General features: G+C 38.4%; 9 protein-coding genes. 8 read left to right on the top strand and 1 reads right to left on the bottom strand.

The genetic code is table 11. The annotated features are described in order from the left end of the window. Positions 1-95 precede the first annotated feature (95 nt). The 8 genes from WAE64_RS02940 (at position 96) to WAE64_RS02905 (ending at position 13815) form a co-directional block, all read left to right on the top strand. Positions 96-479 carry a hypothetical protein gene (locus WAE64_RS02940; protein WP_340234396.1) on the top strand — a complete coding sequence of 128 codons (384 nt, stop codon included), beginning with the start codon at positions 96-98 and terminating at the stop codon, positions 477-479. Positions 480-591: 112 nt separating this feature from the next. After that, positions 592-3714 carry an efflux RND transporter permease subunit gene (locus WAE64_RS02935; RefSeq protein WP_340234394.1) on the top strand — a complete coding sequence of 1041 codons (3123 nt, stop codon included), beginning with the start codon at positions 592-594 and terminating at the stop codon, positions 3712-3714. Beyond that, positions 3711-4922 carry a TolC family protein gene (locus WAE64_RS02930; protein ID WP_340234391.1) on the top strand — a complete coding sequence of 404 codons (1212 nt, stop codon included), beginning with the start codon at positions 3711-3713 and terminating at the stop codon, positions 4920-4922. The genes WAE64_RS02935 and WAE64_RS02930 overlap by 4 nt, the downstream gene beginning before the upstream one ends. 11 nt (positions 4923-4933) lie before the next feature. Then, positions 4934-6118 carry an efflux RND transporter periplasmic adaptor subunit gene (locus WAE64_RS02925; protein WP_340234389.1) on the top strand — a complete coding sequence of 395 codons (1185 nt, stop codon included), beginning with the start codon at positions 4934-4936 and terminating at the stop codon, positions 6116-6118. Positions 6119-6292: 174 nt separating this feature from the next. Beyond that, on the top strand, positions 6293-7132 hold the full coding sequence (locus tag WAE64_RS02920) for a transglutaminase family protein (protein ID WP_340234387.1): 840 nt from the start codon (positions 6293-6295) through the stop codon (positions 7130-7132). Between the two features lie 174 nt (positions 7133-7306). Next, entirely contained in the window at positions 7307-8716 is a 1410-nt protein-coding gene (gene glmM / locus WAE64_RS02915) for a phosphoglucosamine mutase (protein ID WP_340234385.1), read from the top strand. 489 nt (positions 8717-9205) lie between these two features. Beyond that, entirely contained in the window at positions 9206-11371 is a 2166-nt protein-coding gene (locus tag WAE64_RS02910) for a 3-coathanger stack domain-containing protein (RefSeq protein WP_340234381.1), read from the top strand. A gap of 143 nt (positions 11372-11514) precedes the next feature. Beyond that, a complete protein-coding gene (locus WAE64_RS02905) occupies positions 11515-13815 on the top strand; it encodes a sialate O-acetylesterase (RefSeq protein ID WP_340234379.1) in 2301 nt (766 codons plus the stop codon). Position 13816: 1 nt separating this feature from the next. Here the strand turns inward: WAE64_RS02905 and WAE64_RS02900 are convergent, their stop codons facing one another. After that, on the bottom strand, positions 13817-14554 hold the full coding sequence (locus WAE64_RS02900) for a proteasome-type protease (protein ID WP_340234377.1): 738 nt from the start codon (positions 14552-14554) through the stop codon (positions 13817-13819). Positions 14555-14624: the final 70 nt, after the last annotated feature.

Below are 14624 nucleotides of genomic sequence, written 5' to 3'. Positions count from 1 at the left end.
TTATGCAAAAAATCCATCAAAACCCGTAGTTCGTCGATTTTAATAGCATATATGTGCAAACATTATATATATTTGTCCAAAACATCTATAAATAATTGCGACGCGCCATAGCTGTCATACTGTTTATAACTATCTTTTTCGGTAGTCTGGTTCCGAAAGTTAACTGGAGTCAATCCATTAAACTTTCGGAACTTGTTACGCATTACTACCAGCATAAAAGAGAGGCCCCTAAAGATTTCAACCTTTGGGATTTTCTGGTTATGCACTATTCGGCCAATTCGGCTCACGCCAAAACAAAGCATCCAAGTCTACCATCATTTGATATCAATGGTGTAAGTTATCTGTATGTTATTCCTTCTTTTATCTCTTTCGCCAATGATACTACGTTTTCATTTATCGAAAAAGAAGACCATTTTAATTGGTTAAATAATTATTTTTTCTCTGCCGAGAAAAACCTACTCAATCCTCCTCGAGCATAAGTTACCTTCATTTCTTTCTTAGAAACAATCGCTTCTGAGTCTGTATGCACAGATTTAGAGCTGGCTGTTCTATTTACTCTTTCCAATTGCTTATACATATTTTAATATTATCATGTTTGATGCCATTATAAAATTTAGTATCAATAATAAAATGATTATTGGTATGATGGTATTGGGTCTTATTGGCTGGGGAGGTTATTCACTTACCCAATTGCCGATTGATGCCATACCGGATGTAACCAATAATCAGGTTGTTATCTTGTCTCAAACCCCTACACTAGCCGCTCAAGAGGTAGAACAGTATATTACATCTCCTATTGAGCAACAAATGGCTAATCTGCAAGGTGTAGAAGAAATACGTTCTACTTCCCGTTTAGGCTTATCGGTTATTACCATTGTTTTCGATGAATCGATTCCTATGCTACAGGCAAGGCAACTGGTAGCAGAGCAATTAAAAGCAACCGAAGACAAAATTCCGACACAATTTGGGAAACCCGAACTAGCTCCTATTACTACAGGTCTTGGAGAAATCTACCAATACACAATCATTCCGAAGAAAGGATATGAAGATAAATATTCACTGACCGACCTGCGTACAATTCAGGACTGGATTATCAAGCGCCAGTTAGCAGGGGTAAAAGGAGTTATTGAAATCAGTAGTTTCGGGGGCTTTGTAAAACAATACGAAGTGAGTGCTAACCCTGAGCGTTTGCGTGCCAATAACATCAGTCTTAGTGAACTGTATGATGCTTTGGCCCGCAACAATGCCAATACTGGCGGTAGCTATATCGAAAAAAATAACCAGGCATATTTTATCAGAGGCGAAGGAACAACCAAAACTTTGTCGGACATTGAGAACATTGTTATCAAAAACGTAGCAGGAACGCCTCTACTGGTGCGAGAAGTAGCAACGGTGCAATTTGGGCATGCCAATCGCTTTGGTGCCATGACTCAGAACGGAAAAGGCGAAACCGTAGGTGCAGTAGTATTGATGCTAAAAGGGGCCGATTCTGAGAAAACCATTAAAGGTGTAAAAGAACGCATTGACCGGATTCAGAAAACATTGCCCGAAGGACTGCAAATAAGTGCGTTTATAGACCGCACCAAGCTAATCGACAAGGCTATCAGGACGGTAGAAACCAACCTGATTGAGGGTGGTTTGATTGTAGTTTTTGTATTGGTGCTATTAATGGGGAGTATCAGAGCCGGTTTATTGGTAGCATCGGTTATTCCGTTGTCTATGCTCGTAACCTTGAGCTTAATGAATACCATTGGGATTTCAGCCAATCTGATGAGCCTTGGCGCTATTGATTTCGGGCTTATTATTGATGGCTCTATTATAGTAGTTGAGGGTATCCTACACTATTTGCAAGATAAGAGCCACGAAAATGCTAAAGCAAAACTCACCCAGCCCGAAATGGACAGTCTTGTTTTCAAGGCCACATCTAAGATTCTTAACTCAGCTATTTTTGGTGTAATTATTATTCTAACGGTTTATCTTCCACTACTCACACTTTCGGGTGTTGAAGGGAAAATGTTCCAACCGATGGCCATTACTGTGAGTTTGGCTATTGTATCGGCATTGGTATTATCACTTACTTATGTACCTGCGGTTTCGGCACTACTTCTTAAAAACGAAGGCAATAAACATTTCAAACTGTCTGACACCATCGTTAATTCGATTTTTAATGCTTACAGTCCTTTGTTTAAGTGGGCAATGGCTAAAAAGAAAATTGTAGTAGGTATCGCATTTGGGCTGTTTGTGGTAAGTCTTGGTGTGTTTTCTACTTTGGGTGGTGAGTTTATTCCGAGCTTAGAAGAAGGAGATATAGCCGTTGATTTCCAGACTCCTCCGGGTACATCTCTAACGGCTACCATCGAGGCTACTACCAAAGCGCAAAATGCATTAAGAAAACACTTCCCTGAAATAGAACAGATTGTAGGGCGTATAGGTGCATCAGAAGTACCAACCGACCCTATGCCTGTTGAGATGTCAGACCTTATGATTTCTCTGAAAGATAAATCAGAGTGGGTTTCGGCTAAATCGAAAGAAGAAATGTTTGAGAAAATGGCCGATGTAATAGACCGGGAAGTACCCGGCATGAGTGTAGAGTTTACACAACCTATACAGATGCGTTTCAACGAAATGATAGCGGGGTCAAGGTCGGAGATTGTGGTAAAGATTTTTGGAAATGACCTAGAAAAACTAGCCGAGCGAGCCAATGCCTGTGCACGCATAATTGAAAAAATTGAAGGAGTAGCAAGTATAAAGATAGAACGGCTTGTGGGGCTACCTCAGATTTCGGTAGTCTATAACCGTGAAAAACTAGCACAGTATGGGCTAAACATTGAAGAGTTGAATCTCATACTAAAAACAGCATTTGCCGGAGAAAAAGCCGGAACTGTATTTGAAGAAGAAAAACGTTTCGATATGGTATTGAGACTAGATTCTACCTCTCGCAACGATATTGACGGTGTAAAAGCACTCTATGTAAAACTAGCCAATGGCTCTTATATCAATTTTGAAGAAGTGGCCGATATTTCTTACATAACGGCTCCGGCGCAAATATCCCACGAAAATACCCGTCGGCGTATTACCATTGGTGTAAGCCCACAAAACCGTGACGTAGAAAGTCTGGTACATGAGATTCAACAAAAACTTGACGCACAGATAAAATTGCCAGCAGGTTACTATTTTGTATATGGTGGTGCTTTCGAGAATCTTCAAAAAGCCAAAGACCGCCTAAGTATTGCAGTACCTGTTGCACTATTGCTCATTTTTATGCTCTTGTATTTTACTTTCCGTTCTTTCAGGCAGGCATCTATGATTTTCACGGCTATTCCACTTTCGGCCATTGGTGGCATTGTAGCACTATGGGTTCGGGATATGCCATTCAGTATTTCGGCAGGTGTTGGCTTTATTGCCTTGTTTGGTGTAGCCGTACTTAACGGTATAGTATTGATAAGCCACCTTAACCAATTGGAAGAAGAAGGGTACCAGAATATTTATGAACGAACATTCCAAGGCGTAAAAAACCGTTTCCGTCCGGTATTGATGACCGCCGCAGTTGCATCATTAGGCTTTTTACCGATGGCTATTTCGCACTCGGCAGGTGCCGAAGTACAAAAGCCTTTGGCTACGGTGGTAATAGGCGGGCTTATTTCAGCCACCTTGCTTACGTTGGTTGTGCTACCTGTTATCTACACCTTATTTACAAAAAACAAAGTTCGATGAAAGTGAATATCTTAAAACGCCATAGCAAATTACTACTGCTTATTTTATTGATAAGCCCCAAAGTATTTGCCCAGACATTGAGCCTACAACAAAGCATAGAGTTGGCCAATAAAAATAATTACCAGCTAAAAATAAACAGATTAGAAACTGAAGGGCAACGATTGTTGATAAAAACAGCTAGAGAATTACCGAAGACCAATCTTGATGTACAGCTAGGGCGAACACAAACTTATTATACCAACGACTACATTGTAGGCTTGACACAACAGTTTTCGCACCCTAAACTCTATCAAGCTCAGGCTGATTTACAAAAAAGTCATGTTGAAGCAAGTCTGAAAAATGAAGCTTTAAATAAAAACGAGCTTATAGGCCGAATAAAGCAAATTTATTACGAATTGTTTTATTACCAACAACAGCGCCGTATACTAACACAACAAGATAGTGTATACCGGAGTACTCAACAGATTGCCGAGGCAAGATACAAAACCGGCGAAAGCAATGCATTAGAAAAAACAAATGCAGAATTGCGACTGCAAGAAATCAGCAACCGGATGAGGGTTTTAGATAAAGACGAAGAAACAGCTTACAAAAACTTTAAACTATTACTTAATAGTACACAGGATTTTAAACTGGACTTTACTATTCCGCTAAAAAAAGATACAGCATTTATTAGTAACGCCCATTTGTTTTCAGAGAACCCCCTCCTATCTGTATTTGAACAACAATCTGTTGTGAGCCAGAAACAGACAAATGTTGAAAAACAAAAGCTAAAACCCGATTTCAGAGTAGGTCTCATCAATCAGAGTATTGAACATAGGCTTAATCAAATGGTGGTTTCGGCAGGTATTGGATTACCCATTTTTACAAAAGCACAAAAAGCACGAGTAGAAGCGGCTAAAGTAAATGAGAAAATTGCGGAGTCGAACCTACAAAGCATTGATTTTCAGCTTAATATTCAGTTGAGTGTACTGAAAACCACTTACCAGAAACACAAAAACTCGCTTAATTATTACGAGTCATTTGCGCTACCACAATCCGAATTAATGATAAAAAGCGCAGTAAGAGGGTACCAAACCGGAGAGATTGATTATGTAGAGCTGATACAAAACAACCAGCAAGCCTGGCAAATCAAAGATAATTACTTATTAACAATTTTAAATTTTAACCAGACTATCATTCAGATAGAAACACTTTTAGGAATCGAATAAATAAAAATATCATGAAAATATATTTTTTTATATCTATATTATCGGTATCAATACTTGTATCTTGCTCAAAAAAAGCGGAAAGTAACAATACCGTATCGGCTTCTGCCGATAGCACAAGTACTGTAAATACACAAACACAACAGATAAAAATAACTGCCGAGCAGTTTAAGAATCTGGGTGTTGAGTTGGGGAACTTTACAGAGATTCCGATGAATAACGAAATCAAAGTTGCCGGAACTGTAGAAGTACCACCCGAGAATCAGGTTTCTTTGAGTATTCCTATTACAGGTTTTGTAAAAACTATTCTTCCGAATAATGCTTTACAAGGCTGGTTTGTAAAAAAAGGTACGGTTTTGGCTACAATTGAATCTATTGAGTTTATACAATTACAACAAGATTATTTTCAGGCGGTAGCTCACTCAGTTTTTCTTGAAAAAGAACTAGAGCGTCAGCAAACATTAAGTGCCGAGGATATAGGAGTAAAGAAAAAGCTGCAACAAGCCGATGCCGAATTTAACAGCAATCAGGCATTAATAAAGGCACTTGAGGCTAAACTTAAGGTATTGGGCATTACGGCTTCTACCTTAAAAAGGGGCGATATTTCGCCAGTGATAAATGTGGTTTCGCCTATTACAGGCTTTGTTAAAAATGCCCCTATTAACATTGGCAAATCAGTTACACCAAACGATATATTATTTGAGTTAATCAATAGAGACGACCTGCATATTCAATTAAAAGTATTAGAAAAAGACGCTTCCAAGATTCAGAAAGGACAAAAAATATTGATTGAAGACAAGCGTCTGGGTGACAACGCATACGCAACGGTATTTTTGGTTGGGCAAGCATTTGAAGATGAAACCAAGGCTCTTAATATCCATGCTCATCTCGATAATCGCCAGCTTGAACAAAAGCTTACTCCGGGTATGTTTATCAATGCCCGAATATTTACAGGTACTCATGTAGCTAAGGCATTGCCTGAAAGTGCAATACTAAGAGAATCTATCGGAAACTTTATTATAGCACTAGAAAACCAAAACGATAAAGAAGTAGTTTTCAAGAAAATACCGGTAAAACTAGGTACTACCCAAGGAGCCAATATTGAGGTAGAATTACCCGGTAATGCAGGGAATGTAGTATCAGTAGTTATTAACAAAGCGCACTTTTTATCAGGCATGAGCGGAACTGATGAAGAATAGTTTTTTGTTGAGTTGTTTAGATTGAGAGTATGTTTAAATTTTCATATGGCAAATTGCCAGGTAATTTTAAACATACTCTATGAGTATATTTAAACTAAATATCGCTCAAAAAAGGCATTTTTGGTCTGAGAACTTTCATTTTAAATATGCTTTAAAATACTTAACAAGCATTTTATGACTCTAAACGTTGAACATACTTTACATTATAAATATTCTCATCCTGTTTTTCTGACACCTCATTATATTTATTTGTCGCCCAAAGCCTCCCCTCATCAGGAGGTCAGCAATTTTGAATTAGAAATTACCCCATCAGCCAATATTCTATATAAAAATATTGATGTAGAAGGCAATGCGCAATATGTAGCGTATATTAATTCATCATGCGAAGAACTCACTTTTAAAGCGTCTTTCGAGATAGATTCAGCACCTAATAAGCCCTACCATTTTATATATTTTCCGTTTAATGCCGAAAAGCTTCCTTTCGATTACCCCGAGAAAGAAGCATTACTGTTGCATCCGTATCTGAACCAAACTAGTGTAACAACCCTGATACATCAGTTTGCACGCCAGATCGCGGCTGAGGCCAACTGGAAAACAACCGATTTTCTGGCCCGTATCTCACAATATATCAAACAAAGTTTTACTTATGAGAAACGCCTTGAAGGCCCTGCCAATGCACCTGAAAAAACTTTATTGAACCGAAAAGGGACTTGCAGAGATTATGCTGTTTTGATGATTGCCTGTTGCAAAGCTCTCGGAATTGCAGCACGATTTGTAAGTGGATATTGTTATGGAAGTTTATTGCAAGCGCACGAATTACACGCATGGGTAGAAGTTTATTTGCCCGGAGCTGGCTGGCGGGGTTTCGACCCTACTGAGGGCAAAATAGTTGATAATCATTATATTACATTAGCATCATCGGCACAACCTGAGCTAATAAACCCAATCACGGGGGGATTCAGAGGCAGTGCCAAATCAGAATTAAATGCCTATGTGAATATTAAACGCATCTGATTTTTCGTTTGCTAAATGAGATTTTAATTTGGTGCAAATAAAAGAAATAGAAAAAATACAGTTTTTTTTTATCTTTGTCCGTGATTAATCTTAATCATTAAGCATATTAATTCTGGATTGGCCTCAATTAATATTATACCTATATTCCTAAAATTCCCAAAACACGCATTCAAAGTGACCCTTATTAAATCTATTTCAGGTATCCGTGGAACAATCGGCGGTAAAAGTGGTGATGCCTTAACTCCGCTAGATATCGTAAAGTTTGCTGCTGCTTACGGCTCATGGCTCAAAAAAAAGAATCCTGATGCCGAACTTAAAGTAGTTCTTGGGAGAGACGCACGTTTGTCAGGTAAAATGGTTTCCGACCTTGTTTGTTCAACCTTAGTTGGTCTTGGTTTTCATGTTATTGACCTTGGGCTTTCTACTACTCCTACGGTAGAAGTTGCTGTTCCTTTAGAAAAAGCACTTGGGGGCATTATTCTTACAGCTAGCCACAACCCTATTCAATGGAATGCACTTAAATTACTTAACGAAAAAGGTGAGTTCATATCAGGGAGCGATGGTGCCGAATTATTGGCTATTGCCGAAGATGGCTCTGTTGAATTTTGTGATGTAAAGAGTTTAGGCAAAGTAAGTTTTGATGATTCTTATCTGAAAAAACACATTGACTTAATTCTGGCTTTGCCATTAGTAGACAAAAAGGCTATTGAAAGTGCCAATTTTAAGGTAGTTATTGATGCTGTTAATTCGTCGGGCGGTATTGCTGTACCAATGTTATTAGAGGCTTTGGGCGTTAACCAAATAAAATTAATCAACTGTGAGCCTACCGGTATATTTGCACACAACCCAGAGCCATTGCCTGAAAACCTGAGAGAAATTTCGGCCGAAACCCGCAAAGGAAATTATGATTTAGGTATTGTAGTTGACCCCGATGTAGACAGATTAGCTTTTATTTGTGAAGACGGAGAACCCTTTGGTGAAGAATATACACTTGTGGCAGTAGCCGACTATATTTTATCTAATACTACCCAGAAAACAGGCTTAAGAACTGTTTCGAATCTATCGTCAACGCTTGCGCTTAAAGATGTTACCGAAAAAGCAGGTGGCGAGTATGCAACCGCTGCCGTAGGCGAAGTAAACGTAGTTGTGAAAATGAAAGAAGTTGGTGCTATAATTGGCGGCGAAGGCAACGGGGGTATCATTTATCCTGAGTTACACTACGGACGTGATGCATTGGTTGGTATTGCTTTATTCTTGAGCCATCTGGCCAAGTTTGGAAAACCGGTAGGATTTTTAAGAAAAACTTACCCTAACTACCATATTGCAAAAAAGAAAATAGAACTTACCCCAGAGATTAACGTAGACGAAATCTTAGAAGACATAAAAGAAAAGTATGACCGTTATCCGATAAATACAGAAGATGGCGTAAAGATTAATTTCGAAAAAGAATGGGTGCATTTACGGAAGTCAAATACAGAGCCCATTATTCGTATTTATGCCGAGTCAGAGTTTGAAACTACTGCCTCAAATCTTGCCGATAAAATCATTAGAGACATAAAAGAGTTAATTTCTCAAAGAGTTTAGTTATTTAACAATGGCAATACCAATTTATTTTACTGGTATTGCCATATTTTAACCCTATTTTAAAGCTATTCTACATTTTTTTACGTAATTTTGCACCCACATTTTTGCTATTATATTCCTCAATTTTTCTAGCAGCTATTTCTTCATAACCAACCTTTTAATTTTGGCATCAATTTTGTCGGAGTAGATTAAACAGGTATTTTTACTCGTTTTATAAATACAAAAAAACTTATATTACGATTATTGGTTTTATCCAATATTTAAAGTTTAATAATTTTAGAAATAGTATCATTACAAAATAAAACGTGCTCTAAGCCAACACAAAGGCTTAATCAATAAAACCATAATTTTTGTCAGATAAAATATAATACAAAAGGAATTAGCTTATTCCTCAGAATTTTACATTGCAGAGGTAAGCAATAATTAAAAAAGTTTGCGTTCACCTTACCAATAAAGTTCATAGAATCAATTTTAGAAGTTATTATTGTTATGTCAGGAAAAAAAACAGCTCTACAAATCATTACGTGCCTTCTTGTTATTTGCGTTTTTTCAAAAACAAATGCCCAAACAACTTCAACATCTATAGAATGGCAAAGATGCTATGGATGGGATAGTTGGTATGGTGACGAAGGCGGTCGGATAACCCCCATGCAAGATGGGAATTTCATAACTGTCAATAAAAAAACCTTACAAGGTTATGAGACAGTGGTAGCTTCTAAGTTAAATCACAAAGGAGAATTATTATGGGAAACAATCATTTTTGACGACAAAGCTTATACCGGATTCAGAGGTATGGATATTATTCCTAATTCTGATGGTGGATACTTTCTTGTAGCTAAAGTCGTAAATGTACAGAAGCTTAACTTTGTAAGCACCGATTTACGAAACGTAGAATTTAATACAGGTGCAAAAGGCCACTTTGATATATTGTTAGCAAAGCTAAACGCTCAAGGGCGTAGAGAATGGTTTAAATTACTGGGGGGCTCGGGCGAAGACATGGTAGCAAGAGTATTACTTACTCCTGATAATAACCTTATGTTATTAGGTCATACCAATTCTTATGATGGAGACCTGCTAAATGCCAACAGAGCCGGTGGGCGTGATGTATGGGTAAGCAAAGTAGACCAATCAGGCAATATTATCACAAAAAAGTGCTTTGGTGGCAATAATGATGAGTTTGCGTTCGATATGAAACGGACTCCTGATGGCAACTACGTGATTGTAGGTAGTACCAATTCAAACGATGGTATTCTGGGCTCAGCAAAAGGAGGCTATGATACATTTGTGATTAAATTTGATGAATCGCTTAATACTATCTGGCAGAAAACTTATGGAGGCAATGTAGACGACGAAGCACACAGTGTTATTGCTCTTCCAAACGGAGAGGTGGTAGTAGGTATTGTTTCTAAATCAATGACCGATGACTTTTATAGAGAAAATTCAAATGATTTTCCGAATAATTTTCAAGAAAATGTATGGCTGCTTAAACTGAATTCTTCTGGCGATTTAATAACCAAAAAGGTATTTGGTGGCTCAGGAAGAGACTTAATAAATGATATTATACTTACTCGTGATGGCAGCTTTGCCTTTATAGGTTCTACTACTTCTAATAACGGAACTGTTACCGATAGAGACCGAATTCCGAGCAACAATAATGGCAAATTTGACGTATTTGTAACAAAAGTAAATACAAACCTTGATATTATTTGGTCGAAGACAATGGGAGGCTCTGATGATGACGAAGGAACAAGCCTAGTAGAAGCACAAGGCGAAACCCTTGTTACTCTTGGCACTACGAGGTCATACGATGGTGATGTGAAAGATAATCATGGAGGTTCTCAAGACTCACGAGATATTTGGTTGGTAAAACTTGGTTATCCTTGCGAGAGCGAAATCATAACCAGTACTGACCTAGTTGCCACAAATACTGATGTATTAGCATCTGAAAGTATTCACTCTTCTGACAGAATCAGCCAGAACTCTTCTGTACGCTACTCGGCTAGCAAAAATGTTGACCTTAGTGACGGTTTCAATATAGAGCTAGGCAGCGTGCTTGAAGTAAATCTTTTTGGCTGTGCTAATGGCACATCTGGTCTTAGTGGATTACCGATTCAGTTAAAAACTAATAACGAATGTAGAGAAGGGGGCATGAAGTTTACCTTTCATCCGTTTACCCCAGATTCTGATTTATCACAATTCCGTATGTCGGTTCAGAACCTTGACCCTTCTATAGAGTTTAATTTCTCTGGTAATACCCTGATTACCAAAAATAATATCCCTGATAACCGTAATGCTTATTATTTGCTCACTGTCTCACGTAATGGCTACAAAGATTTTGTAGTACAAGGATATACCAGTACTTGTGAGCATGACGGCGCTCCTATTGATTGTCCTGAAAATACAAATACGGTTATACTTGACAAAGATTATTACAATGTAGGCGATATATTTGTTGCAGAATGGACCGGGCAGTTGATTCCTAACCAGACCCTGGAATGGTACAATGAAAACGTATCAATAATATCAAGAACCGAAAAAGGAATAGTAGGCCGAATCAACAACTTCCCGGCTCATCTACAGGCACAACCGGGGGTATTCCCTTACTATCGGCCATGCCATGGAGCCGTAAGAGTAGACTTCAGAAAAGTTGAATAAAACGTATATTCACGATTCTATACCGCAACAGCAAATACAAACGATAAAATCCTTACTTACAGCTAATTAAGTAAGGATTTTTTTATTCAATTTTTCCTTTTTATTTTTGCACTATATAAACTTAAATATGAAGCCCTGTTGAAATGCGAAGCCTGAGTTTAATTGCTATTTTTTTTACTGTAACATCTGTTTGTTTTAGTCAATTACAAATTACCTACCCTTTAGAAAGAAGTGTATTTCAGAGAGATAAACAAAACACTTCATCGATAAATATTTCAGGGAATTTTGATGGAGAATTGGATAAGGTGGAAGCAAGGTTGGTACCTGTTGCGGCTGGTCAAGGAACTGCAACAAACTGGATAACTATTGCAACAAAACCCGAGGGAGGTTATTTTGTAGGCACTATACAAGGGCAAGGTGGCTGGTACACCTTGCAGATGAGAGGTTGGCTAAACGATGGTATTGTTTCTCAGGCCGTAGTAAATAAGGTAGGTATCGGAGAAGTTTTTGTGGTTTCAGGGCAATCAAATGCCGAGGGTGTATTAGATTATGGCGCAAAGCCATCATTCGACGACCGTGTTAACTGCTTTAATTTCAGAGTAGCCGATAACCTTTGGGACTATCCATATTTTAGCAGTTTTTCTCATATTGAAGCCAATACCATGATAGGCCCACGTGGCCAAGGGGCTTGGTGCTGGGGCGAGCTAGGCGATTATCTTGCACAACGCCTGAATGTACCAATATTGTTTCTCAATACTGCCTATGGTGGCAGTTCTTCTGAAAACTGGTATAGCAGTGCGCTTGGCCTCCCTACTCAAAATGCATTTCATGTGCCTTATATAGGTGGAGCACCCTACTCTGCACTCAGAATATCACTTCAATTTTATGTATCTTATTTAGGGGTGCGAGCAATCTTGTGGGAACAAGGAGAAGATGATTCTGAAACAACCGAAGACACTTATTATAATAATATTAAAACAATTATTGAAAAAAGCCGTGTTGAGTCTAACAAGAATCTTAGCTGGGTAATATGCCGTTCGTCTCTTAATGACTTTGCTACTAAACATATAAATCCTGCTGTTATACGAGCACAAGACCGCCTTATCAGAAGCATCAATAATGTATTTGAAGGCCCTTATACAGACTCTATTCAGATACCCCGAGTAGAAGGTGTGCACTTTAAAAATCTTGGAGGTAACAACGATGGTATCTCTGACCTAGCAAAAGCATGGAACGTGAAACTGAATGATAATTTCTTCAGTAATTCTATCCCTTATCTTTCATCACCCCTTATTACTTTGCAAGCTAGCTGCCAGTTCTCTGAAACAGCCAAATTAACGGTTCCGGGTAATTTTGCGTCTCAACGTTGGTCAAACAACCAAAGTAGTACTTCTATCACTGCAAGCGATGGTAGTTTCAGTGCCATTGCAAGAGATAATACAGGCAATTATTATTTTTCAAATACTATTAATGTAAAAGGCCTGGCTCCTACTACGGTTCCTTTTGCTACAACCAAAAAGAACCCTAACTTTTGTGAAGGTGGTAATACAGAATTAATAACTAATGATACTCATTACACAAGATTCCGCTGGAGTACTGGCCAAACAGATCGAGGAATCAGCATTAATACTTCGGGCGTATTTACCGTACGTGGCATTAATTCTTTAGATTGTTTTTCGCCACCATCTAACGAAATAATTACTCGCTCGTTGGCACTCCCACCAAAGCCTAATATTATCGTAAATAATGGCCCAACAGTGTGCGAAGGCACATCTATTATTCTTTATGCTTCCGGGTTTGGCAAAAGTTTCTGGAGTACTAACGATAGCACCGGCAGCCTTTCTTTTACCCAACCCGGCAGCTATAGTGTGTCAGTAAAAGTAAGAGACGATAACGGCTGTATATCTCCTAGCTCTGATATAACCAAAATCAGTATTAAACCTCGCCCTGAAAAACCTACTATTGCACAGGTTGGCGCATTTAGCTTAGAAGCAGAACAAATGGTAGATAAAGTTGATGGTTACGAATGGAAAAGAGATGAAGCTTTTCTTACAACAAGGTCGTCGGTCATAAAATCTTCTAAACCTGGTTTCTTTACCGCTACAGCTATTAAAAACTATACAACTGACAATAATCAGATTATAGGCTGTAGGTCATTACAGTCAGATGCTTTTTCTTTTGTTCCGAGTGTTACAATTGACAACCTGATTGTGTATCCGAACCCGGTACCAAATGGTTATGTTTATATTGAAGCTCGTGACGATTTAAGCGACCTTGTACTATCTGTTTATGACTTAGGAGGAAAGTTTATGTACTCTACACTTGTACCTTCATTAACAGAGCGTAGAAAGATAGACTTGAGTTTTCTATCAAGTGGTAAATACATAGTCCGGCTACAGAATAGCAAGTTTTCGGAATCAAGAAATATATGGATTGAGAAGTAGGCTATTTGCCTACTTCTAATGATTTGCTAAAGATAGGCTCCATCCAATCGGTAGATAACTTCTTTACCGATGCATTCAGGAGCGCATTCCACTGATACGATATTTGCTCAAGGTCTTGTTTTTCATAGCGATGCTCCACCATATTAAAACTATCTTTTTCACAAAGAATCACATCAATCGGAAAATCTACGTCATTGGCACTCACACGTGTTGAGTCAAAAGCCAGAAATCCAAGTTTTAATACCTCTTGTAAAGATGTATTGTATTTCAGATTGCGATACAATATAGGCTTGCCATAATTAGATTGCCCTATTATTATAAAAGGAGACCCCTCAGTAACCTCTATCCAGTTACCTTCAGGGTAAAGCATATATAGTTTGTGTTCGTCGTCATTTTCGAGCTGCCCGCCTATAAGAGCCGACAAATTGAAAGATAAACCTGCTTCTCTCAGCGAGACCTTGTCTTCCACTGCTACTCGTTTTACCTGTTCGCCAAAGGCATTTACGGCCTTATACATTTTATCAAACTTGTGGTCTTCTTGTTCCAATGCTTCCTTAAAATAGGTAATCGCTTTGTCACGTACAGAGCGCAACCCGGCCGTCATGATAAACATTGAATGCTGGCCTGACTGATGAATAAATACTTTTTTATTCGTAGAAACCTCGCTACCGGAAGTGATACGTGTATCAGCTATGGCAATAAGCCCTTTGGCTACTTTTACTCCAAGACAGAAAGTCATATTATAATGTTGAGCGGATCGCCGCCTCGATTATCAGCAATGAAAGCAGCATTCATTAGCTGTGTTGAAA

The organism is Emticicia soli, assembly GCF_037860775.1.
Lineage (GTDB): Bacteria > Bacteroidota > Bacteroidia > Cytophagales > Spirosomataceae > Emticicia > Emticicia soli.
This window is presented reverse-complemented; position numbering and strand designations above follow the sequence as displayed.

What these genes read in the sequence shown, in the direction of transcription:
- WAE64_RS02935 (WP_340234394.1), top strand. Translation starts at nt 592, where the DNA reads ATGTTTGATGCCATTATAAAATTTAGTATCAATAATAAAATGATTATT.
- WAE64_RS02930 (WP_340234391.1), top strand. Translation starts at nt 3,711, where the DNA reads ATGAAAGTGAATATCTTAAAACGCCATAGCAAATTACTACTGCTTATT.
- WAE64_RS02925 (WP_340234389.1), top strand. Translation starts at nt 4,934, where the DNA reads ATGAAAATATATTTTTTTATATCTATATTATCGGTATCAATACTTGTA.
- WAE64_RS02920 (WP_340234387.1), top strand. Translation starts at nt 6,293, where the DNA reads ATGACTCTAAACGTTGAACATACTTTACATTATAAATATTCTCATCCT.
- WAE64_RS02910 (WP_340234381.1), top strand. Translation starts at nt 9,206, where the DNA reads ATGTCAGGAAAAAAAACAGCTCTACAAATCATTACGTGCCTTCTTGTT.
- WAE64_RS02905 (WP_340234379.1), top strand. Translation starts at nt 11,515, where the DNA reads ATGCGAAGCCTGAGTTTAATTGCTATTTTTTTTACTGTAACATCTGTT.
- WAE64_RS02900 (WP_340234377.1), bottom strand. Translation starts at nt 14,554, where the DNA reads ATGACTTTCTGTCTTGGAGTAAAAGTAGCCAAAGGGCTTATTGCCATA.